General features: G+C 74.0%; 20 protein-coding genes and 1 pseudogene. 9 read left to right on the top strand and 12 right to left on the bottom strand.

Annotated features, from left to right (window positions below; translation table 11 throughout):
- Positions 1-81: 81 nt before the first annotated feature.
- The gene (locus tag HCN51_RS26765; protein ID WP_168012755.1) at positions 82-894 is read right to left on the bottom strand and encodes a GNAT family N-acetyltransferase; all 813 of its coding nucleotides are present in this window, start codon (positions 892-894) and stop codon (positions 82-84) included.
- 139 nt (positions 895-1,033) lie between these two features.
- Here HCN51_RS26765 and HCN51_RS26770 point away from each other — a divergent pair.
- Both HCN51_RS26770 and HCN51_RS26775 read left to right on the top strand, forming a co-directional pair.
- Positions 1,034-2,223 (top strand): annotated as a pseudogene (locus HCN51_RS26770) (cytochrome P450).
- Positions 2,224-2,359: 136 nt separating this feature from the next.
- Entirely contained in the window at positions 2,360-2,782 is a 423-nt protein-coding gene (locus HCN51_RS26775; RefSeq protein ID WP_168012757.1) for a DUF2992 family protein, read from the top strand.
- A gap of 119 nt (positions 2,783-2,901) precedes the next feature.
- On the opposite strand, the gene ilvD is transcribed toward HCN51_RS26775, so the two are convergent.
- Entirely contained in the window at positions 2,902-4,749 is a 1,848-nt protein-coding gene (gene ilvD, locus HCN51_RS26780) for a dihydroxy-acid dehydratase (protein ID WP_168012759.1), read from the bottom strand.
- A gap of 83 nt (positions 4,750-4,832) precedes the next feature.
- Here ilvD and HCN51_RS62390 point away from each other — a divergent pair, with 83 nt between their 5' ends.
- The gene (locus tag HCN51_RS62390; RefSeq protein ID WP_168012761.1) at positions 4,833-5,630 is read left to right on the top strand and encodes an MmyB family transcriptional regulator; all 798 of its coding nucleotides are present in this window, start codon (positions 4,833-4,835) and stop codon (positions 5,628-5,630) included.
- Positions 5,631-5,637: 7 nt separating this feature from the next.
- Here HCN51_RS62390 and HCN51_RS26790 read toward each other — a convergent pair whose 3' ends face one another.
- Entirely contained in the window at positions 5,638-6,063 is a 426-nt protein-coding gene (locus HCN51_RS26790) for a cupin domain-containing protein (protein WP_168012763.1), read from the bottom strand.
- A 113-nt stretch (positions 6,064-6,176) separates the two neighbouring features.
- Here HCN51_RS26790 and HCN51_RS26795 point away from each other — a divergent pair, with 113 nt between their 5' ends.
- Positions 6,177-6,527: a hypothetical protein gene (locus HCN51_RS26795; RefSeq protein ID WP_168012765.1), complete on the top strand. Its 351-nt coding sequence runs from the start codon at positions 6,177-6,179 to the stop codon at positions 6,525-6,527.
- Here the strand turns inward: HCN51_RS26795 and HCN51_RS26800 are convergent.
- On the bottom strand, positions 6,521-7,087 hold the full coding sequence (locus HCN51_RS26800) for a TetR/AcrR family transcriptional regulator (protein WP_168012767.1): 567 nt from the start codon (positions 7,085-7,087) through the stop codon (positions 6,521-6,523). The two genes, HCN51_RS26795 and HCN51_RS26800, sit on opposite strands and share 7 nt — an antisense overlap.
- A 91-nt stretch (positions 7,088-7,178) precedes the next feature.
- On the opposite strand from HCN51_RS26800, the gene HCN51_RS26805 reads away from it, so the two are divergent.
- Positions 7,179-8,633, top strand: a complete 1,455-nt coding sequence (locus tag HCN51_RS26805) for an MFS transporter (RefSeq protein ID WP_346433810.1) — start codon at positions 7,179-7,181, stop codon at positions 8,631-8,633.
- A gap of 62 nt (positions 8,634-8,695) precedes the next feature.
- On the opposite strand, the gene HCN51_RS26810 is transcribed toward HCN51_RS26805, so the two are convergent.
- Complete coding sequence (locus tag HCN51_RS26810; protein ID WP_168012769.1) at positions 8,696-9,952, bottom strand: YncE family protein; 1,257 nt, start codon at positions 9,950-9,952, stop codon at positions 8,696-8,698.
- A gap of 197 nt (positions 9,953-10,149) precedes the next feature.
- Between HCN51_RS26810 and HCN51_RS26815 the strand changes: the two genes are divergently transcribed.
- Positions 10,150-10,848: a TetR/AcrR family transcriptional regulator gene (locus HCN51_RS26815; RefSeq protein ID WP_206067887.1), complete on the top strand. Its 699-nt coding sequence runs from the start codon at positions 10,150-10,152 to the stop codon at positions 10,846-10,848.
- Here the strand turns inward: HCN51_RS26815 and HCN51_RS26820 are convergent.
- From HCN51_RS26820 to HCN51_RS26835, 4 genes are all read right to left on the bottom strand, one after another.
- On the bottom strand, positions 10,781-12,079 hold the full coding sequence (locus HCN51_RS26820) for an MFS transporter (RefSeq protein WP_168012771.1): 1,299 nt from the start codon (positions 12,077-12,079) through the stop codon (positions 10,781-10,783). The genes HCN51_RS26815 and HCN51_RS26820 overlap by 68 nt on opposite strands.
- A gap of 13 nt (positions 12,080-12,092) precedes the next feature.
- Positions 12,093-12,311, bottom strand: coding sequence for a hypothetical protein (locus HCN51_RS26825; RefSeq protein WP_206067889.1), 219 nt, complete (start codon positions 12,309-12,311; stop codon positions 12,093-12,095).
- A gap of 132 nt (positions 12,312-12,443) precedes the next feature.
- Positions 12,444-15,878 (bottom strand): AfsR/SARP family transcriptional regulator, encoded by a 3,435-nt coding sequence (locus HCN51_RS59800; RefSeq protein WP_346433811.1) that lies wholly within the window; start codon positions 15,876-15,878, stop codon positions 12,444-12,446.
- A 38-nt stretch (positions 15,879-15,916) separates the two neighbouring features.
- On the bottom strand, positions 15,917-16,069 hold the full coding sequence (locus tag HCN51_RS26835; RefSeq protein ID WP_206067900.1) for a zinc-binding dehydrogenase: 153 nt from the start codon (positions 16,067-16,069) through the stop codon (positions 15,917-15,919).
- 48 nt (positions 16,070-16,117) lie between these two features.
- On the opposite strand from HCN51_RS26835, the gene HCN51_RS26840 reads away from it, so the two are divergent.
- From HCN51_RS26840 to HCN51_RS26850, 3 genes are all read left to right on the top strand, one after another.
- A complete protein-coding gene (locus HCN51_RS26840; RefSeq protein ID WP_206067902.1) occupies positions 16,118-16,405 on the top strand; it encodes a hypothetical protein in 288 nt (95 codons plus the stop codon).
- A gap of 85 nt (positions 16,406-16,490) precedes the next feature.
- Positions 16,491-17,609, top strand: a complete 1,119-nt coding sequence (locus HCN51_RS26845; RefSeq protein WP_168012773.1) for an alkene reductase — start codon at positions 16,491-16,493, stop codon at positions 17,607-17,609.
- Positions 17,610-17,673: 64 nt separating this feature from the next.
- The gene (locus HCN51_RS26850) at positions 17,674-17,922 is read left to right on the top strand and encodes a hypothetical protein (RefSeq protein ID WP_168012775.1); all 249 of its coding nucleotides are present in this window, start codon (positions 17,674-17,676) and stop codon (positions 17,920-17,922) included.
- A gap of 6 nt (positions 17,923-17,928) precedes the next feature.
- Here HCN51_RS26850 and HCN51_RS26855 read toward each other — a convergent pair whose 3' ends face one another.
- From HCN51_RS26855 to HCN51_RS26865, 3 genes are all read right to left on the bottom strand, one after another.
- Positions 17,929-18,399, bottom strand: a complete 471-nt coding sequence (locus HCN51_RS26855; RefSeq protein ID WP_168012777.1) for a hypothetical protein — start codon at positions 18,397-18,399, stop codon at positions 17,929-17,931.
- A 42-nt stretch (positions 18,400-18,441) separates the two neighbouring features.
- Positions 18,442-19,146, bottom strand: a complete 705-nt coding sequence (locus HCN51_RS26860) for a TetR/AcrR family transcriptional regulator (RefSeq protein WP_346433812.1) — start codon at positions 19,144-19,146, stop codon at positions 18,442-18,444.
- A 77-nt stretch (positions 19,147-19,223) separates the two neighbouring features.
- A complete protein-coding gene (locus tag HCN51_RS26865) occupies positions 19,224-19,751 on the bottom strand; it encodes a DUF1062 domain-containing protein (protein WP_346433813.1) in 528 nt (175 codons plus the stop codon).
- Positions 19,752-19,915: the final 164 nt, after the last annotated feature.

The raw sequence follows: 19,915 nt of genomic DNA on the forward strand, positions 1-19,915 counted from the left end.
GCGGATCACGATCGGGACACGACCGGACGTCTCGCCGGCCCAGTCTCGCCGGCCCAGTCTCGCGGGCTCAGTCTCGCGGGTTCAGTGTGGCTGCGGGCGTGCCCAGTCGCGGGTCTCGCGCACGACGGTGAACCCGGCCGACCGGTACAGCGCCACCGCGGCCTCGTTCGCCGACGGCGTCACGACGGCGACCGCGCTCGCGCCCCGCTCGGTGAGGGCCGCGCACGCGCCCAGCACCGCCTCGCGCCCGTGGCCGTGCCCACGATGGTCGGGGTGGGTGCCGACCGGTTCGAGCAGCCCGCACCTGCCCGGCCCCGCGAGCCAGCCCGTCGCGGCGGCGGCCGGCTCACCCTCCGGCGTGCGTACCAGCACCTCCACGGCCAGCCCGGCCGCCGGTGAGCGGCGCATCGCGTGCCAGCGTTCGACCGTGAACGTGGATCCCGGGAAGGCCGAGCGCTGCACGAGCACCCGGTCGGCGGCGCCGGCCGCGTCGACCGGCTCGGCGCGGCTCGACACCGGCCGCGGCGACCACGACAGGACGAGCCAGGACTCCTCCGGGTCGGGCTCCCACCCGGGGATGGGCAGGCCGTCGCATCGATCGTTGCCCGGCTCCAGCAGGTCGCCGGCGTCGGTGGCGAGCGCGTCGAGGGTGGCCGGGCCGAGGTCCGGCGCGGTGGTGACGCGCAGCACGGGGCCGTCGAGGAAGCCGGCCGCCACCGGCGCCCCGCCGTCGGTCCAGAGGAAGACGGCGGCGTCGTCGAAGCGGAGCAGCCACCCCACGTCCCCCGGGTGCAGGCCGCCGCCCGGGGCGTCGGCCGGAGTCCACGCGCACAGCGCGCGCAGCGCCGGGCCGGTCTCGGCGGAGGTCAGGCGGTGCCGCGCCAGGCAGATCATGAACGGCAGGCTAGCCAGCGGCGCGGGCCCGGCTCAAAGCCTTTTCTGGCGGGGCCGTCATGTCAGGCCGGTGACGGTCCCGTGTCAGCGGGGTCGGCGACCGTGGAGCTCTGAAAGGCCGCTGACGAGAGGAATGACCATGGAGCACACGCTCGCCGCGATGCCGACCGAGCGCCGCCCCGGCTGCCCGTTCGACCCGCCCAAGGAGCTGGTGGAAGCCCGCGCGCAGAGCCCGATCAGCCGCTTCACCTTCCCCGACGGCCACCAGGGCTGGATCGTCACCGGCTACGACCTGGTGCGCTCCGTGCTGGCGGATCCGCGGTTCAGCTCCCGCAAGGAGCTGATGAAGCACCACCCGCTGGTCGACTTCGGCGACATCGAGGTGCCGCCCGCGCCGCCCGGCGAGTTCCTGCTGATGGACGACCCCCAGCACGCCCGCTACCGCAAACCCCTCGTCGGCCGGTTCACCGTGCGGCGGATGCGGCTGCTGACCGAGCGGGTCGAGCAGGTCACCGCCGAGCACCTGGACGCCATGGAGCAGGCCGGCCCCACGGCCGACCTGGTGACCGCCTTCGCCAAGCCCATCCCCGCCGTCATGATCTGCGAGCTGCTCGGCGTGCCGTACGAGGACCGCGACCGCTTCCAGGAGAACGTCGACAAGTTCATGAACGGCGAGACCGGCGAGGAGGAGTTGATCGCGCCTACACCGCCGTGCAGCAGTACCTCGCCGAGCTGGTGGCGGCCAGGCGCGCCGACCCCACCGACGACGTGCTCAGCGAGCTGACCGACAGCGACCTGACCGACGAGGAGCTGCGCGGGATGGCCCTCATCCTGCTGGCCGCCGGCCTCGACACCACCACGAACATGCTGGCCCTCGGCACCTTCGCCCTGCTCCAGAACCCGGACCAGCTCGCCGCCCTGCGTGCCGAGCCGGAGCGGGCCGTGGAGGAGCTGCTGCGCTACCTGAGCGTCGCCAAGACGTTCCAGCGGACGGCGCTGGAGGACGTCGAGCTCGGCGGCCACACGATCAAGGCCGGGACGGCGGTCGTGCTGTCGTACCACACCGCCAACCGCGACCCCGACCGCTTCACGAACCCGCACGCCCTCGACCTGGGCCGGCAGGAGGGCGGGCACCTCGCCTTCGGCCACGGCATCCACCAGTGCCTGGGCCAGCAGCTCGCCCGGGTCGAGATGCGGGTCGCGTTCACGGCGCTGTTCGAGCGCTTCCCCACGCTGCGGCTGGCCGTACCGGCCGAGGAGGTCGCGCTGCGGCCGGAGACCGCCGACATCCACGGGGTCAAGAGCCTGCCCGTCACCTGGCTAGACTGAGGGCAGCACACGAAAACGCGGCCCGGTCGGTAGCCCGGGCGAAGCTCCACGTATCCGCCCTTTCCTGGGATGTCCGGTGTGCCGTAAGGCGACCTCGCCGAGGCCGCCTGTCCGGCATACACGGGAAAGGGCAGACGTGATCACGCTCTCCATCTTCTTCGACGGCGGGTTCTGGGTCGGCGTGCTGGAACGCGCCGAGGACGACCAGGTGCGGGCCGTCCGCTTCGTCCTCGGCCCCGAGCCGACCGGCCCCGAGCTGTACGACTATCTGCTCCGCCACGGGGTGGCGCTGCTGGAGCGCTCCGAGTCGGCGCCACCCGTCCCCGCCGGCGAGCGCGCGACCGGCCGGGCCAACCCCAAACGCGCGGCGAAGCTCGCCGCCAGGGCGGCGGCCCGCCTGCCGACCCGGGGCACGGCCGCCCAGGAGGGGATGCGGCTGGAGCTGGAGCAGCACAAGTCGCAGGCCAGGGCCGACCGGCGGGCCCGGCTGCGGGAGCAGGCCGAGCACAAGCGCGAGGTCGCCCGCCGCAAACGCATCGAACGCCGCCGCGACCGCTGAGAACCCATCGGAGTCCGGCCGGCATGTCAGCGGCCGATATGTGAGCGGCCGGTATGTGAGCGGCCGGTATGTGAGCGGCATGTCACGGGCCGGCATGTCACGGGCCGCCGTCGGGCGCGTCAGGGGCCGGCGATCTCGCGGACGGCGCCCTCGGCGGCCGAGCGGGCCAGGGCCGCGTACGCGCGCAGCGCCGTGGACACCGGGCGGTCGCGGTGCCGGGGCCGGTAGCCGGTGTGCTGCTCCAGACGGCGGCGGCGGGCGGCGAGCTCGTCTTCGGTGACGGCCAGGTGGACGAGGCGGGCGGGCACGTCGACGGTGATGGCGTCGCCGTCCTCGACGAGGGCCAGGGGGCCGCCGGCCGCCGCCTCGGGCGAGACGTGCCCGACCGACAGGCCGGAGCTGCCGCCGGAGAAGCGGCCGTCGGTGACCACCGCGCACACCTTGTCCAGGCCCCGGCCCTTCATGTACGCGGTCGGGTACAGCATCTCCTGCATGCCGGGCCCGCCGCGCGGCCCCTCGTACCGGATGACGAGGACGTCGCCGGGCGACAGGCGCCCGGACAGGACGGCCTCGACGGCCTCCTCCTGCGACTCGGCGACCACCGCGCGGCCGGTGAAGACGCGCAGGCCGTCCGGGACGCCGGCGGACTTCACCACGGCGCCGTCGGGGGCGAGGTTGCCGCGCAGGACCGCCAGGCCCGCGTCGGGGGAGTAGGCGTGCGCGGCGTCGCGCACGCAGCCGGCCGCCGCGTCCAGGTCGAGGGACTGCCAGCGGGCCGACTGGGAGAACGCGGCCGGCGAGCGGGCGCCGCCGGGCGCGGCGTGGAACAGCTCGACCGCCTCGGGGCAGGGGGCCGCGCCGCGGACGTCCCAGGCGTCCAGCCACGCGCCGAGCGAGTCGGCGTGCACGGCACGCACGTCCTCGTGCAGCAGCCCGGCGCGGCGCAGCTCGCCCAGGATGGCGGGGATGCCGCCGGCGCGGTGCACGTCCTCCATCAGGTACGTTCCGTTGGGCGCGACCTTGCACAGGCACGGCACCTCCCGGGAGCGGGCCTCGATGTCGGCCAGCGTGTAGGCGAGGCCGGCCTCGCGGGCGGCGGCCAGCAGGTGCAGCACCGTGTTGGTGGAGCCGCCCATGGCCAGGTCCAGCGCCATGGCGTTGTCGAAGGCGGCGCGGGAGGCGATCGCGCGGGGCAGCACGCCGCCGTCGTCCTCGCCGTAGTGGCGCGCGGCCAGCTCCATCACGGTACGCCCGGCCCGCTCGAACAGGGCGCGGCGGGCGGTGTGGGTGGCCAGGGTGGTGCCGTTGCCGGGCAGGGCCAGGCCGAGCGCCTCCAGCAGGCAGTTCATGGAGTTGGCGGTGAACATGCCGGAGCACGACCCGCACGTGGGGCAGGCCGCCTCCTCGATGCGGGCCAGGTCGTCGTCGGCGACGGCCGGGTTGGCGGCCTCGGACATGGCGGTGATCAGATGGAGCCCGGTGCGGACCGTGCCGTCGGCCAGCACCGCGCGGCCGCCCTCCATGGGGCCGCCGGAGACGAACACGGTGGGGATGTTCAGCCGCAGCGCCGCCATCAGCATCCCCGGCGTGATCTTGTCGCAGTTGGAGACGCACACCAGGGCGTCGGCGCAGTGCGCCCGCACCATGTACTCGACGGAGTCGGCGATCAGCTCCCGCGACGGCAGCGAGTACAACATGCCGTCGTGGCCCATGGCGATGCCGTCGTCGACGGCGATCGTGTTGAACTCGCGCGCGATCCCGCCCGCCGCGTTCACCGACTCGCACACGATGCGGCCCACCGGCTGCAGATGTGTGTGCCCCGGCACGAACTCGGTGAAGCTGTTGGCCACCGCGACGACCGGTTTGACGCCGATGTCGGCCGCCGGGACGCCGGAGGCGCGCATCAGGGCGCGGGCGCCGGCCATGTTCCGCCCGTGGGTGACCGTACGTGATCTCAGTTGTGGCATGCGGCCATGCTGGCGGCCGGCGGGCCGGCGGCGAAGACGCCCGTAGTGCTGGTAGTGCCACTACCAGCACTATCCTTGCTCGGGTGAGCAGCACGGCCGACCGGCACCGGGAACTCGGCAGCTTCCTGCGCGCCAGGCGCGCGCGGCTCGACCCGACCGCGGTCGGGCTGCCGCCGGCGGGCCCGCGCCGCCGGGGCGGCCTGCGGCGCGAGGAGGTCGCCACCCTGTCCGGCGTCAGCGCCACCTGGTACACCTGGCTGGAGCAGGGCCGCGACATCCAGCCCTCCCGCCAGGTGCTCGACGCCCTCGCCCGCACCCTGCGGCTGAGCCCCGCGGAGCGCTCCTACGTGCTCTCCCTGGCCGGGTACGCGCCGCTGCCCGACGCCGCCGAGCCCGCCGGGCGTACCGTGCCCGGGCACCTGCAGCGGCTGCTCGACGCGCTGGCCGGCTTCCCCGCCTACGCCATCGCCCCCGACTGGACGATCACCGGCTGGAACGCCGCCTACGCCGCCTTGTACCCGAACGTGGCCACGGTGGACCCGGGCGAGCGCAACCTGCTGTGGCTGGTGTTCACCGACCCGTACGTCCGTGACCTGCTGCCCGACTGGGAGACCACCAGCCGCCGCTTCCTCGCCGAGTTCCGCGCCGAGGCCGGGCCCCGCCTCGGCGACCTGGCCCGCTCGCCGATCGTCCAGCGGCTCCTCGCCACCAGCGAGGTCTTCCACGCCGCCTGGCAGGACCACCACATCGAGGGGTTCGCCTCGCGCGAGCGGCTCTTCCGCCATCCGGCGGCGGGCGTGCTGCGCTACGAGCACCACCGCCTGGCCCTCGCCGACCAGCCCGACCTGCACGTGGTGATCTACACCCCGGCCGGCCCGTGACCTGCCCTTACTGGAAGTCGCAGCCCGGGTTCGGCGCGTCCACCGAGAACGGCGCGCCGTGCGGCAGCACGTACAGCACCTCCAGGATGACGGGCCGGTCGCCGCGGTTCTGGCCGATGTGCACGTGGTCGGCGCCGCTCGGCTCGACGATCGCCTGCCCCTTGCGGTAGACGCCGTCGGAGGCGCAGGTGGCGTCGAAGTGGCTGAGGGTGCCCTGGCGGACCACGCCGTACAGGGTGCCGTCGTGGTAGTGCCAGCCGGTGCTGCCGCCGGGCTCGATGGTGATCTCGCGCAGGACGTAGTCCTGGTCGCCCACCGTGCGCTGGTACAGGACGGTGGCGCTGACGCCGGTGGCGGGCGTGGCGCTCGCCGCGGCGGGGAACAGCGCGAGGGCCAGGGCGGCGGCGGCCGCGGTGAGGGGAAGCTTGCGCATGATGTGTCGCCTTCGTCGATCGTCGGTCGGTTTCCGCCGACTAAGACCGGGCGGGCCGCCGATCCCGTGACAACCGCACGCGCGGCGGGTGGATGATCGAGGACAATGCAGGCGTGCGGATCCTGATCGCCTTCGTCACCCTGGCCGTTCTGACCTCCTGCGGGTACGGCGAGCACGAGCGCGTCCTGCGCTCCCTGACCGGCATGGAGCAGGTGGCCCGGTCCCTCGGCCCCGGCGACGACCCCCTGACCGGGCCGCGGCGGGTCGGGGAGGCCGAGTTCCAGGCGATCTACCGGGTGGGCGACCGGGTCCACTTCCAGGTGGGCGAGGCCGGCCCCGGCGTGGACCCCCACGGCTACGTCTGGAGCCCCGGCCGCGCGCCGGTCGACGACTCCGGCCCGTCGGTCGCGTCGTCGTTCGAGCACCTCCAGGGGCCCTGGTACCGCTGGAGCGACAGCTACTGAGCGCTCACGAGGGGGAGGAAGACCGTGTCGACGATCTCCTCCAGGACGTCGTCGGGCACGGGGGCGAACGTCACCAGGATCTCGTGGCGGAGCAGGTCGAAGGGGAGCGCCTTGATGCGTTCGGTGAGACGCTCCGGCCGGATCTCGCCGCGCTCGGCCGCCCGCTGGAAGATCACGTCGCCGCCGTCGTCGCCCCCCGGTGCCAGCAGCTCGCCCGGGCGGGTGCCGGTCTCCTGGTAGTAGCCGGCCAGGTGCACGTTCATGAGGGTGATGAGGCGGACGCGGGTGGTGTTGATCTCCCGCATGAGGGTGAGGACGTCCTCGCGCAGGCTGCCGGTGTCGGGGACGTCGATTCTGGCCTGCTCCAGCACGTGGGCGACGGTGGCGCGGACGAGCGCGTCGCGGTCGGGCCAGCGGCGGTAGAGCACGGGCGGGCTGGTGCCGGCCCGCTGGACGACGGCGTCCATGGTGAATCCGGCGTAGCCGGTGGCCGTGAGCTCCTCCCAGGCCGCGTCGAGGAGCGCCTTCTCCAGTGCCGCGCCACGGCGCCGCTCGGGCATCCGCACCTCCTTTGGATAGATTTGCCTATCTTATCTTAGCGCCCTAAGGTGGCGGCCGTAAGATAGAGCCGTTTATCTTAGGAGGCCGTTCGTGAGCACTCCCCCTGACACAGAAGCCGCGCGGGTCCGGCCGCCCCGGACGTTGCGCGAGGCGTGGGTGGCCCTGGCCGGGCTGTCGGCGGTGTTCCTGTTCGAGATGCTCGACAACTCGATCCTCAACGTCGCGCTGCCCACCATCGGCCGCGACCTGCACGCCTCGGCGGTCGCGCTGCAGTGGGTGACGGGCGCGTACGCCGTCATGTTCGGCGGGCTGATGCTGGCCTTCGGCGCGGCGGCCGACCGGTTCGGCCGGCGCCGCGTCATGCTCGCCGGGCTGGCGCTGCTCGCGGCCGCGAGCCTGGCGACCGCGTTCGTCACCACCGCCGAGCAGTTGATCGCCGTGCGCGCGCTCACCGGCGTCGCTGCGGCGATGACGACGCCGGGGTCGATGGCGCTGGCCTTCCGGCTGTTTCGCGACGACCGCCTGCGCGTCCGCGCGACGACCGTCATCACGACCGCGGGCCTGGCCGGCCTCGCGATCGGCCCGGCGGCGGGCGGCTTCGTGCTCGCCGTCGCCCCTTGGCAGGTCCTGCTGCTGGTGAACGTGCCGATCGCGGTGCTGGCCATCGCCGGCGTACGGGCGGGCATCGCCGCCGACGACCCGGCCGGCCTCCACCGCGACCCCGTGGACGTCCTCGGCGCGGTGCTCGGCACGGCGACGATCGTCCTGGCCCTCGTCACCCCCACGGTCTTCGTGCACGAAGGCGCCGCCGGATGGCGGCCGTGGACGCTCGCCGCGCTCGCCGCCGCCGGAGCGGTCCTGTTCGTCCTGCGCGAGCGCTCGGCCCGCCACCCGCTGCTCGACCTCGCGCTCGTCGCCCGCCCGCTCGTCGCCGGCGGCCTGGCCTACAAGGCCGCCGCCGGGCTCGCCACCGCCGGCCTCGGCTACCTGGTGACGCTGCACCTGCAGCTCGCCTGGGGGTGGCCGCCCGGCCTCGCCGCGCTCGGCATGCTGCCGCAGGTCGTCGTCCTGATCGCGGCCGGCCCGTTCATCGGCCCGTTCGTGGAGCGGGCCGGCGCCGCCAGGGCCGCCTGGCTCGGGGCCGTGGCCGTCGTGTCCGGGCTGGCCGTCTACGCGCTGCTCGGCAGGCTCGGGTACGCCGGCGTGGCCGCCGCCCTCGTGCTCGTCGCCGCCGGGATGCGCGTGGTCGGCGTGGTCGCCGCCGTCAACGTGCTGCGCGGCCTGCCGGACGACCGCACCTCGATCGGCGCGGCCCTCACCGACACCGTCACCGAGGTCACCTCCGGCGCCGGCATCGCCGTCGGCGGCACCGTGCTCGCCGCCGTCCTCACCGGCGACCTCGCCGCCCCCGCCTGGAGCCCCCAGCAGAGCGCGCAGTTCCAGGACGCCGTCACGATCGCCGGCCTCCTGCTCACCGGCATGGCCGCGGCGCTCGTCGGCTGGGGGATGCTGCGCGCGCGCCACCCCTCGGCTGCCGCCCGCTGAGACCGCGTTCAGGGCGCCGCTTGCTGAGATGTCCGCCGGCCGCGTCCGCGCCACTGTTCTGATCAGCCGGACGAGGGCCCGGTCCAGCCGTCCGGCACGTGGCCGAGGCGGACGCGCTGCGGGTGGTCGCCGACCGGGACCGACAGCAGCTTGCGGCCGGTCGCGAAGTCGATGGCGGTGACCTGGTCGGCGCCGCTCTCGGAGATCACGCACGCGCGGCCGTCGCCGCTCACCGTGGCCCAGTACGGCTTGGCCGCCGGCACCAGCGGGCCCTCCTGCAACGTCGCCACGTCCAGGACGGTCGCGTAGTCGTCCATGGTGGCGGCGACGCACAGCTTGTCGCCGGTGGGCTTCATCGACAGGCCGTGGTGGCGGGAGTCGTTGACCCAGGTGGTGCGGTCCTCGCTGGTGGCGGGGTTCTTCGGCAGGGTCTTGACGCGGGTGATGCGGTCGGCGGCGACGTCGTACTGGACGACGCCGTTGAAGAAGGAGACCTGGAAGTACAGCGACGACTCGTCGGGCGTGAAGACGGCGGGGCGCACCGCGTCCGACAGGTCCCTGCGGCCGAACGCGTCGAGCCGGCCGCGCATGTCGATGGTCTTCACGACCCGGTACGTGGCGGCGTCGGCGACGGTGATGTGCCGGTCGCCCTTAAGCCAGTCCTGGGACGGGTCGTCGAAGGCGTTGTCGACCTCGCCGATCGACATGTTCCACAGCAGGGAGCCGCCGGCGGTGAACACGTTCTCGTGCGGCTTGTCGCCCGCGCGGAACGAGCCGAGCTGCCTGCCGGTGCGGATGTCCAGGACGTGCACGGTGTTGGAGGTGGACGCCGACACCGCCACCTTGGCGCCGTCGGGGGAGACGGCCATGTGGTCGGCGCGGTAGCCGGAGACGGGGAAGCGCCACCGGATCGCGCCGGTGGCCAGGTCGATGGCGACCACGTCGGCGAAGCTGGGCCGCGAGACGACCACCGCCGTGCCGTCCGGGGTGGTGTACATGTCGTCCACGAACTGGTCGTGGCCCTCGCCCGGCCCCTGGCGGATGCCGAGGAAGTAGATGAGCTTGATGGGGTTGAGGTAGATCTCGGTCAGGCGCTGGGCCTTGTCGGGGATGACGTTGATCCGGGCGATCTTCGCGAAGTCGCCGGTGGAGCCGATCACGTCGGCGGTGCCGTCCCAGTTGTTGCCCACGAACAGCACCTCGCGCAGGGCGGTCGTGGCGCTCGCGGGAGCGGTGCAGCAGGCGGCCGTCAGGGTGGCCGCGAGGAGAACGTCGCGCAGGCGGGAGCCGCATCGGCGGGCACGAGCCAGAGCGTGCATGGTCCTTCTCCAGAGGGAGCCGGAAGAAAGAGGGGGGCGCGCGCGGCGCGCCCCGGGGTGGCGCGACAGCCTCGGGAAGCCGTCACGCGCGGACGAGAACGCGGTGATCTCGCAGGGCCGGCCGAAGGTCTGAATATCGGGATATTCAGACTTGGTGACTGGATGGTAGGCACGTGTGGCGCCTGCCACAAGACCCGATGCGAGAAACTTTCCGTGACACCTCAGCGGAGGACACGGTGGCGGGCAGGATCACGCCGGCGGCGGGCCGGTACGCGGGCAGGACGGCGAGCGAGCGCCAGGCCGAACGCCGCAGACGCCTGATGGAGGCGGGCCTGGAGCTGTTCGGCGGCGGCCCCGGCTACCGCGCCACCAAGATCGTCGATGTGTGCCGGGCCGCCGGGCTGTCCACCCGCCAGTTCTACGAGGAGTTCCGCACCCTGGAGGACCTGCTGGCCGAGCTGCACCTGTACGTCAACGACACCGCCGAGCGGGCCGTCCTCGCCGTGCTGCGCAAGGCGCAGGAGCTCGAGCCGGTCGAGCGCTACTCCACCCTGTTCCGCGCCTACGCGGCCGGAGCCACCGCCGACCCCCGTCACACCCGGATCGCCTTCGTCGAGATCATCGGCGTCAGCCCGCGCCTCGACCGCCAGCGGCTCGACCGCCGCGCCCGCTGGATCGCCTTCCTGTGCCGCCAGGCCGAGGCCGCCGCCGAGCGCGGCGAGATCCCGCCCGGAGACTACCGGGTGGCCGCGGCCGCGTTCATCGGGGCGGTCAACGGGCTCATGCACGACTGGGCCGTGGGGTGGGTGGACGCCGGCCGGGAGCAGATCATCGACGAACTGCTCGCGATCCTCCTGGCCCGCTTCCGGGTGCTGTCCCAGGAGCCTCCGGCGTAGGCGGTCGTCGCCCGTCCGCTGTCACCACGACGAGCAGCCCCGCCGCCATCAGCCCGGCGGCGTGCAGGCAGAGCGTCGGGACGATGCCGAGCCGCTCGCCGAGCACGCCCGCCAGCGCCATCCCGAGCAGGGACGTGGCGGCCTGCGCGCTCATGAGGAGCCCGAAGACCGCGCCCAGCCGGTCGGCGCCGGTGGCCGTCTGGGCGAACGTGGTGAGCCCCGCCATCGCCGCCGCGCCCGGCAGCCCGGCCAGGGCGATCAGCACGATGGCCGGCCACAGCTCCCGCGCCAGGAGCGGGTAGGTGAACAGCGCCAGGTCGGCCAGGCCGAAGACGACCGTCCCCCATCCGAACAGCGCTCGCGGACCGGCGTTCCCCGGGCGGGCGGTGAGCGCCAGACCGCCGGCGATCCCGCCGACCGCCTGCGCCGACAGGAACAGCCCGTACGCGTTTCCCTCCCCGCCGAGCACCTGGGCCACGAACGGCGCCGCGAGCGTCGCGAAGACCCCCTCGCCCAGCCCTGTGATCACCATGTACGTCACCAGCAGGCGCACGTGGCGATTCCGTCCGGCCAGCCGCAGCCCGGCCACCCATTCCCCGCCCATCGTCGTCGCGGCCGGGGCGCGCCGGGAGGGCGTCCGCAGGCGGGCCAGCAGGAGAGCGGAGATCAGGAAGCCGGCCACGCCGATCCAGACGACCGCCGCCAGCCCGCCCGCGCCGACCGCGACCCCGCCCGCCGGCGCCCCCAGCAGCCTGGCGGCCTGGCCGCTCTGCCCGTGCAACGCGTTGGCCCGGACGAGCTGCGAAGCGGCCACGATCTGCGGCACGAGCGCCTTCTGGGCGGGGAACAGCACGGTGCTGAGCACGCCCGTCCACAAGGCGACGACGTAGACGATCCACACCTGGCCCGGTCCCCGTACCGCCAGGAGAGGCAGCAACCCCAGCGCGAGCAGCACGTCCGTGACGGCCAGCAGCCGGCGGCGGTCCCACCGGTCGGCGAGCACGCCCGCCAGCGAGCCGAGCAGGACGTCGGGTAACCGGGCGGCCAGCAACATGGTGGCGCTGGACAGCGTGGACCCGGTGAGGACATAGACGTGGTAGGCCAGCCCCGTGCTGATGACCCAGTCACCGGTCTGCGAGATCAGCCCGGCCGTGAGGAGCCGCCGGTAGTCCCGGTTCCTTCCGAGGAGGCCCCGGATCCCTTCATCTGTAGGCGTTGCCGCGGCGTTCATGGCCACCCCCGGCTCAGTCGCCGGTGCCGGTGGCGGAGAGCGGGACCAGGAGGGTGGTCAGCAGCACGGGCCGGGCCCCCTCCGGCCGCTCGGACGGGTCGGCGATGACCTGCTCCAGCAGCCCGCGGGCGGCCGACGCCTCCGGGGTCTGCTCGGCGTCGGACCACTCCTGCGTCAGGGACGTCGCCCGCCACGGCCGTTCCCGCTCGTCGCGCGCCTCGGCCTGCTCCACGAAGCCGTACTTGGCGAGCTGCCGCAGGTGGTAGGAGGCCAGCGCCCGGCTGATACCGACCTCACGGGCGGCGTCCGCGCGGTGGTGGCGCTCATGCAGGGCCAGGCGGATGGGCTGCGCGAACGCCCCCGATCACCGCCCGGGACCTTCTCCGGCGAGCGTGGCGCGGGCGAGCGCCGCGGCCTCCTGCCAGGTCAGCTTCGTGCCGCGCAGGAACGCCTCGGCGTGCGCGGCCTCGCCCAGGACGGCTCTGGCCGCGGACGTGATGCGGTCGACATCGCCGCGCTCGGCGGGTGGCAGCGGCGCGCCGACGCTTCGCCGGGCCGCGTCCGCCGCGCCCAGCAGCAGGGTCGCGACCTCCGCCCGGCCCGCGCCCCCGGCCAGCGCCGCCCCTGCCGAGCCTTCGAGGGACAGGGCCACGGCCCGGGGCTCGCCGATCGAGCAGGCCACCTCCAGGCCGTGCAGCTGGAGGGCTGCCGCCCGGGCGGCGTCGCCGCGCAGCTCGGCGGTGAAGCCCAGTTCGACGTGGAGCAGGTGCTCGCCCGCCGGTGAGGAGGCGAAGTCGTCACGCAACTGGGCCAGGTACGTCGCCGCGGCGTCGAGGTCGCCGGAGCGGCGGGAGCCGAGGGCGAGGCCCATGATCGCGTGCACCTGGCCGTACACGTAGCCCTGCTCGGCGGCCAGGCGGCGGGCCTGCTCGTGTAGGTCGCGAGCGCGTTCCCAGTCGTGCGACAGCAGCGCCAGCCGGCCGAGCCCGGAACGGCGGGCCGCGACCTCCGCCGTCAGGCCCAGCTCCTGCGCCAGGTGCAGCCCCTCGCTCTGGCGGCGGGTCGCCTCCGCGTAGTCGCCCTTGATCTCCGCCAGCGTGGACAGGGGTGAGGTGGTCTGCAGCTCGCCCCAGCGGTCGCCGAGCTCGTGGAAGAGCGTGGCGGCGTGCAGGGCGTTGCGGGCGACGGCGTCGAGGTCGCCGCGGCTCAGGGCGTTCATCGCGCGCAGGGCGAGCACGGCGGCGGTGCCCCACGCGTCGGCGGCCAGCAGGCGCTGGGCCTGCGTGTTGACCTGCTCGCTGACGTCGGGGAGGCCCGCGTGGAAGAGGCCGTAGGCGTAGAGCCAGAGCATCCGGCCATGGCGGGCCGGGTCGGCGCCCGTGCCGGGGGAGGGTGCCGGCCGCGGGTCGGAGCGGTCGCCGGTCAGCAGCGTGAACGCCCCCTGCAGCAGGCGGAGCTCGGCCGAGTGCGGGGCCTGCGCGAGCGCCGCCGACAGGGCCTGATGGCCTTCGGTGAGCCGGCCGCGCAGCAGCCACCACCAGGTGAGGGCCGTAGCCAGCCGGGCAATGGCCTCGGCTCGGGCGCTGGCAGCGGGTGGGGTGTTGGGGGCGGCGTCGGGGCGGGGGGTGGCCTCGGTTCCGGCGGTGGGATCGGGGTGGGTGGTGGGTTGGAGGGCCGCGCGGAAGTTGGCGGCCTCCGCGTCCAGCCGGTCGAGCCAGGCTTGCTGGTCGGGGCCGCGCAGGTGGGGGTCGGCCTGCTCGGCGAGAGCGAGGTAGTGGCGCAGGTGGCGCTCGCGCAGGGCGGTCAGGTCCTCCGTCTCGCGCAGGCGTTCCATCGCGTACGCGGCGATCGACTCCAGCAGCCGGTAGCGCGGCCCGGCGGGGGTCTCGGTCATGACGACCAGGGACCGGTCGACCAGGCGGGTGACCAGGTCCAGCACCTCTTCGGCCGGCACGTCGGGCCCGGCGCAGACGGCCTCGGCCGCGTCCAGGGTGCAGCCGCCCGCCGGCACGGCCAGGCGGCGCAGCACGACCTGCTCCTGGTGGGTGAGCAGGTTCCAGCTCCAGTCGATCACCGCGCGCAGGGTCTGCTGCCGGGCCGGGGCGCCGCGCCGGCTGGTGGTGAGGAGCCGGAACCGGTTCTCCAGCCGGGCGGCCAGCTCCTTGACCCCGAGGCTCCGCACGCGGGTGGCCGCCAGCTCCAGGGCGAGGGGGATGCCGTCGAGGCGGCGGCAGATGTCGGCCACCGTCTCCAGGGTGTCGGGGCCGGGGGCGAAGTTCGGGGCGGAGGCGGTGGCGCGCTCGGTGAACAGCCGGATCGCGTCGGCCTGCTGCAGCGGGTCGATCGGGTAGAGGGTTTCGCCGGTCAGGCCGAGGGGTTCGCGGCTGGTGGCCAGGATGCTGAGCGTGGGGGCGGCGCGCAGGAGGAGGTTCGCGAGCTCGGCGGTCTGCTCGATGAGGTGCTCGCAGTTGTCGAGGACGAGCAGGGTCCGGCGTTCGCGCAGGGCGGTGGCGAGCCGGTCGGTGGGGTTCGTGGGGGCGCCGGAGATCGGTGCGCCGGTGATGCCGAGCACGGTGGCGATCACCTGGACGAGGTCGTCGGTGCTGCCGTGGTGATCGGCGAGCTCGATCAGCCAGACCCCGTCGGGGAAACCCGGCACCGCCGCAGCCGGCGTTTGAGTGGCCGGCTCCTGCGCGCCCAAACCGTGCGCGGTCGGCGTCTCGGTGGCGCGGCTCGGCGCCGTCCCGGCCTGGGCGGCGATGCGGGACGCTGTCTCCACGGCGACGCGGGTCTTGCCGACCCCGCCCGGCCCGATGAGCGTGACCAGGCGGCTGCCGCCGAGGAGGGCGGTGATCTCCTCCAGGGCCCGCCAGCGGCCGATGAGGGCTGTGAGCTGGGTGGGCAGGTTGCTGCGGGGAGCGCCGGGCGACGGATCCCGATGCGGGACCGCTTGGTGGAGCACAGCCTGCTCGGGTTGGTGCAGCACGGTGCGCCCAAGTTGCTGAGAAGCGGCTCGCTCGGGTTGGGGGAGCACGGCCCGTTCGGGAGCTGGGCCAGGGCCGAGTGACGGGTCCTGGCGGAGGATCGCCTGGTGGAGCGCGCTCAGCTCCGGGCTCGGGTCCACGCCGAGCTCGTCCGCGAGGCGCCGCCGCAGCTCCGTGTAGGAGGCGAGCGCTTCGCTCTGGCGGCCGGCCCGGTACAGGGCGCGGAGCTGGATGGCGCGCAGCCGTTCACGTAGGGGATGGTGGGCGACCAGGTCGGCGAGCTCTCCGGTGAGCAGCAGGTGGTCGCCCGCGGCCAGCCGCGTCTCGGCCTGCTCCTCGACGACGGCGAGGCGTTGCTCGGTGAGGCGATGGGCGGCGGCGCGGGTGAACTCCTCGTCGGCGAAGTCGGCGTAAGCGGCCCCGCGCCAGAGCTGCAGCGCCTCCGTGAGGAGCGCGGCGCGGGTCTCGGGGTCGGCGGTGCGGGCCTGGGCCACCAGGGCGAGGAAGCGGTGGGCGTCCACGTCGTCCTCGGGGGCGAGGCGCAGGAGGTAGCCGGGCGGCTGGTACGCGACGCGCTCGCGCCCGAGTGCCCGGCGCAGCTGGGAGACCTTGGCTTGCAGGGCGTTGGCGGGGTTGCCGGGCGGCCGGCCGTTCCACAGGTCCTCGATGAGGCGGTCGGTGGGGACGGGCCGCCCGTCGTGGACGAGGAGATCGGCGAGCAGGGCCCTGACCTTGACTTCGACGATCTTGACCGGCCGGCCTTCATCGTCCTGCACCAAGAGGGGCCCCAGCACCGCGAATCGCACAGTGGTCACCGTACACATGCCGGTTCCCCCCGCCCTGCGGGAGTAGCTCAGACGACGATGACCCGGCGCCCGCGCGTGTGACCGGCCTTGCTGTCGATGTGCGCCGCGGCGGCCTCGCCGAGCGGGTACGACCGGTCGACCGGAATGTGCAACCGCCCCGCAGAGATGAGGCGGGCGGCCTCGGCGAGCGCGTCCGGCATGCTTCCAGCCACCCCGGAGAACCGCGCCCCGAGTCCCCCATCTGGCGCATGATCGACGAGTCACCGGCCCTGCGGCAGTACGAGGAGTCGATGCGGTCGCGCCACGCGCGCTCGCTGGCGGCGGCCATCGCCGCCGACCTCGGCCTGCCCGGGGAGACCACGGCCTGCCGGGCGGTCGCGAGGTTCGCGATCGACGCGTTCTCGCTGGCCCGCGAGGCGGCCAAGCCGGAGGCCGCGCTGGATGAGGTCTTCCCGATGATCGAGGCGGCGTGGCAGGCCGCCGGCCGTTCCCTGCCCGCGCGGGACGCCGTTCCGGCGGAGGCGGGAGCCGGCTGAGGGCCGGTCATCAGCGGGTCGTCAGCGGCTCCGAAGCGTCCGGGAGCACAGTCGTCACTGTCCCCGGACGTCGAGAGATCGGAGCATGACCATGTCGAGCACGGCATTGACCTCCCGCCTGTTCGAGCCCGCCAGGCTCGGCCCGCTGCACCTGCCCAACCGGCTGGTGATGGCGCCACTGACGCGCAACCGCGCCTCGGCCGACGGCGTCCCGACGCCGCTCATGGCGACGTACTACGCGCAGCGCGCGTCCGCCGGCCTGATCATCGCCGAGGCCACCACACCGAACGCGGTCGGCCAGACCTATCCCGACATTCCCGCCATCTACCGCGATGAGCATGTGGCCGGCTGGCGGCGCGTCACCGGCGCGGTGCGCGCGGCGGGCGGCACGATGTTCCTGCAGGTGCAGCACGGCGGCCGGATCGGCCACCCGGAGACCAGTGGCCTGACGCCGCTCGCGCCCTCCCCGGTCGCCTTCCCCGACCCGATCCACACCCCCGCCGGATCCAGGCCCGGGGTCGTGCCACGCGCGATGACCGTCGGGGAGATCCGCGCCACCGTGGCCGACTTCGCCGCCGCCGCCCGGCGGGCCGTGGACGCCGGGTTCGAGGGGGTGGAGGTGCACGGCGGCAACGGCTACCTGATCCACCAGTTCCTGTCCGGGGTCACCAACCAGCGCGGCGACGCCTACGGCGGCCCGGCGACCGGGCGCGTCCGCTTCGCGGTCGAGGTGGTGGAGGCCGTCGCCGACGCCATCGGCCCCGAACGGGTCGGGCTGCGCATCGCGCCCGGCGTCACCGCGAACGCCATGCGCGAGCACGACGTCGAGCGCGTCTACCCCGAGCTCGTCGGCGCGCTCGCCGGCAGGGGCCTGGCCTACCTGCACGTCGTGTTCGCCGACCCCGCGCAGCCGCTGTTCCACCGCATCCGCCGCGCGTGGCCGTCCGTGCTGATCGCCAACCCGGCGCTGCCCTGGCCGACGCCGTTCCCCGCCGACGGCGGTCGGCAGGAGGGGGAGCGGCTGCTCGCGGCGGGCGCCGACCTCGTCTCGCTGGGCCGGGCGTTCCTGGCCAACCCCGATCTCGTCGAACGGTTCCGCCGTGGCGCGCCGGTCAACCCGGTGCGGCCGGAGTACTGGTACGGGGGCGGGGAGCTCGGCTACACCGACTACCCGGTGCTCGGCCGCCACCCGGTCGCGGTCTGACACCGCCGCTCAGCCGCCGCGGGATGGGCATTGCCCGTGCTCAATCTTTAGTTAACTTTCCTGTATGAAGTCGCGTCCGTTAGCCGCGCTCGCACTGACCGCGGCCGCCCTCCTCGCCTCCCCGGCCGTGGCCGTCTCCGCCGCCACCTCCGCCGCCTACGTCAAGCAGGCCAGCTACGGCTGGCCCGACCAGTGCCAGTGGTTCGGCGCCCAAGGCCAGGCCAACCACACCTGGAGCTCGTACTACTGCGAAACCGTCATCCCCACCAACTGGACCGCGCCCGGCCTCTACAACCTGTGGGTGCAGTACTGACCGCGCTCAGGTCCAGGCCGGGGTCACGCCGCCGGCCGGGAGCGAGATCTCCAGGCGGCGGCACCACGGCCGCGGCGGCGTCCATCCGGCCGCGGGCGTGAACTCCACCTTCAGCAGGCGGGCCGACGCGGGGACCGGCCCGCCCAGATCGCGAACGCCGTGCGCGGCCGGCCCGCCCGACGGGTCGAAGGCGCCGCCGTTGTCGTCCCGATAGTCGGTGCCCAGGTCGTCCTCGGTGGACAACATCCAGTACCAGAAGAACGGCCCCTTGCGCTCCTCCTCGTCCGGCGCCGGCCCCGGGACGAGCTCGTAGTGCAGCACCCCCTCGCCGCCCGACAGCTCCAGGCCCCGGGCGACCACGTGGTGGCCGTCCACCAGCTCCCCGAGGTCGAGGTCGAAGACGACGTCGAGCCGCCTCGACCCACCCGTCCGGGCGAAGTACGCGTCGGTGGCCGTACGCGGCGGAATGCTGATCATGAGCCCCAGCATCACGCATGACCGGCCTGCCGGGCCAGTCGTTTACAGGCCGAGGGAGGCGACGAGGTCGCGAATCTCGTCGCGGTAGACGGCCGCGGGGTCGTGGACGAGGGGGCTCAGGTGGCCGTAGATCTCCAGGGCGACGAGGCCGTGCATGCGGCCCCACACGCGCAGCGTCAGCGCCAGCGCGGCCGGCGGCAGGCCGGGGAAGTGCTCGCGGACGTGCGCGACCAGGCCGGGGTCGAAGTCGTCCCACGTGTAGGTGCGTTCGGTGCGCTGGAGCGGCTCGGCGGCCGGCCAGGCGGCGGCGACCAGGCCGGTCAGGCCGGTGCAGGCGCGCAGCTCGGCGGCCTTGCCGGGGCCGTCGGCGGGCGGCCGGTAGCCGGGCACCGGGTCGCCGTAGATCAGCCGGAAGCCCTCGGGACCGGCCAGCGCCCACGCGCGCACGGCCTCCGCCCACGCCAGGATCCGGCCGCCGGGGTCGTCGGCCGGCACGGCGTCGCGGGCGGCCTCGGCGGCCTCCACGACCGAGGTGTAGACGTCGCCGATCAACGTGGTGACCAGGTCGTCGCGGGTGGGGAAGTAGCTGTAGATCGCGCCGGCCGTCATGCCCATCTCGCGGGCGATGGCGCGCAGGGAGATCGCGTCGGGGCCGCCGGCCGACATGAGCTTGAGGGCGATCGCCTTGATCTCGGCGGTGGTCTCGGCGCGCAGCCGGGCGCGGCGGCTGATGATCTCCCCGGTCACGCCCCACACTCTACAGCGTTCGCACGCTGCACGCCGTTCAGTGAAGGTCGGATGCGGTGCGTGACCGGGAAGGCCGGTCACAGCAGGACGAACGAGAAGTCCTGCGCCGTCCGGCGGTTCAGCGGGATATCGATCTTGACGCGGCGGGTGATCTCCCTTCGGCTGATGCCCAGCCCCTGGCCGATGAGCCGTTCCGGGCGGACGGGCACGGGGTCGTCGAAGACGACCGTGACATGCAGCGGCCACACCTCCTCGGGAGGAGGCGGGGCGACGAGCTCCCAGCAGCCGTCCCACTCCAGCGCGAACCGGTTACGGCGGGCGGTCCACGGGTCGAGCAGGACGCGGGCCACGAAAGCCCGCGAGTCGGCCGAGTAGCCGGACAGCAGGGTGCGGGACAGGGAACGGACGTGGACCCGGTCATGGACGGTCAGCTTGCTGGTACGACCGCAGGACACGCAGTCGACCAGAAGCCAGACGTCGAGCAGCTTGCCGTTGGCGTTGACGCGGAACCTGCCGTCACCGGCGGTGGCCCGCTCGGACGGGCAGGCCACGCAACGCAGGGCGAGCAAGGGCAGGCGGGTGCGCCGCACGACCCAGGGCAGCACGGTATGAGGACGTGAAGACATGATCTCTCTGAAGACCTGACAGAGGGCACGGAAAACAGAGCCGGCGGCGACGCCGGCGACCGATGCGCGGAGAAGGTGTCAGGTCTAAAGAGCAGGCGGGGTCATGCGGGGGGAGAGTCCTCACGTTCGGGAGTGCGAAGTCA

This window comes from Nonomuraea composti (genome assembly GCF_012034275.1).
Classification (GTDB): Bacteria; Actinomycetota; Actinomycetes; order Streptosporangiales; family Streptosporangiaceae; genus Nonomuraea; species Nonomuraea composti.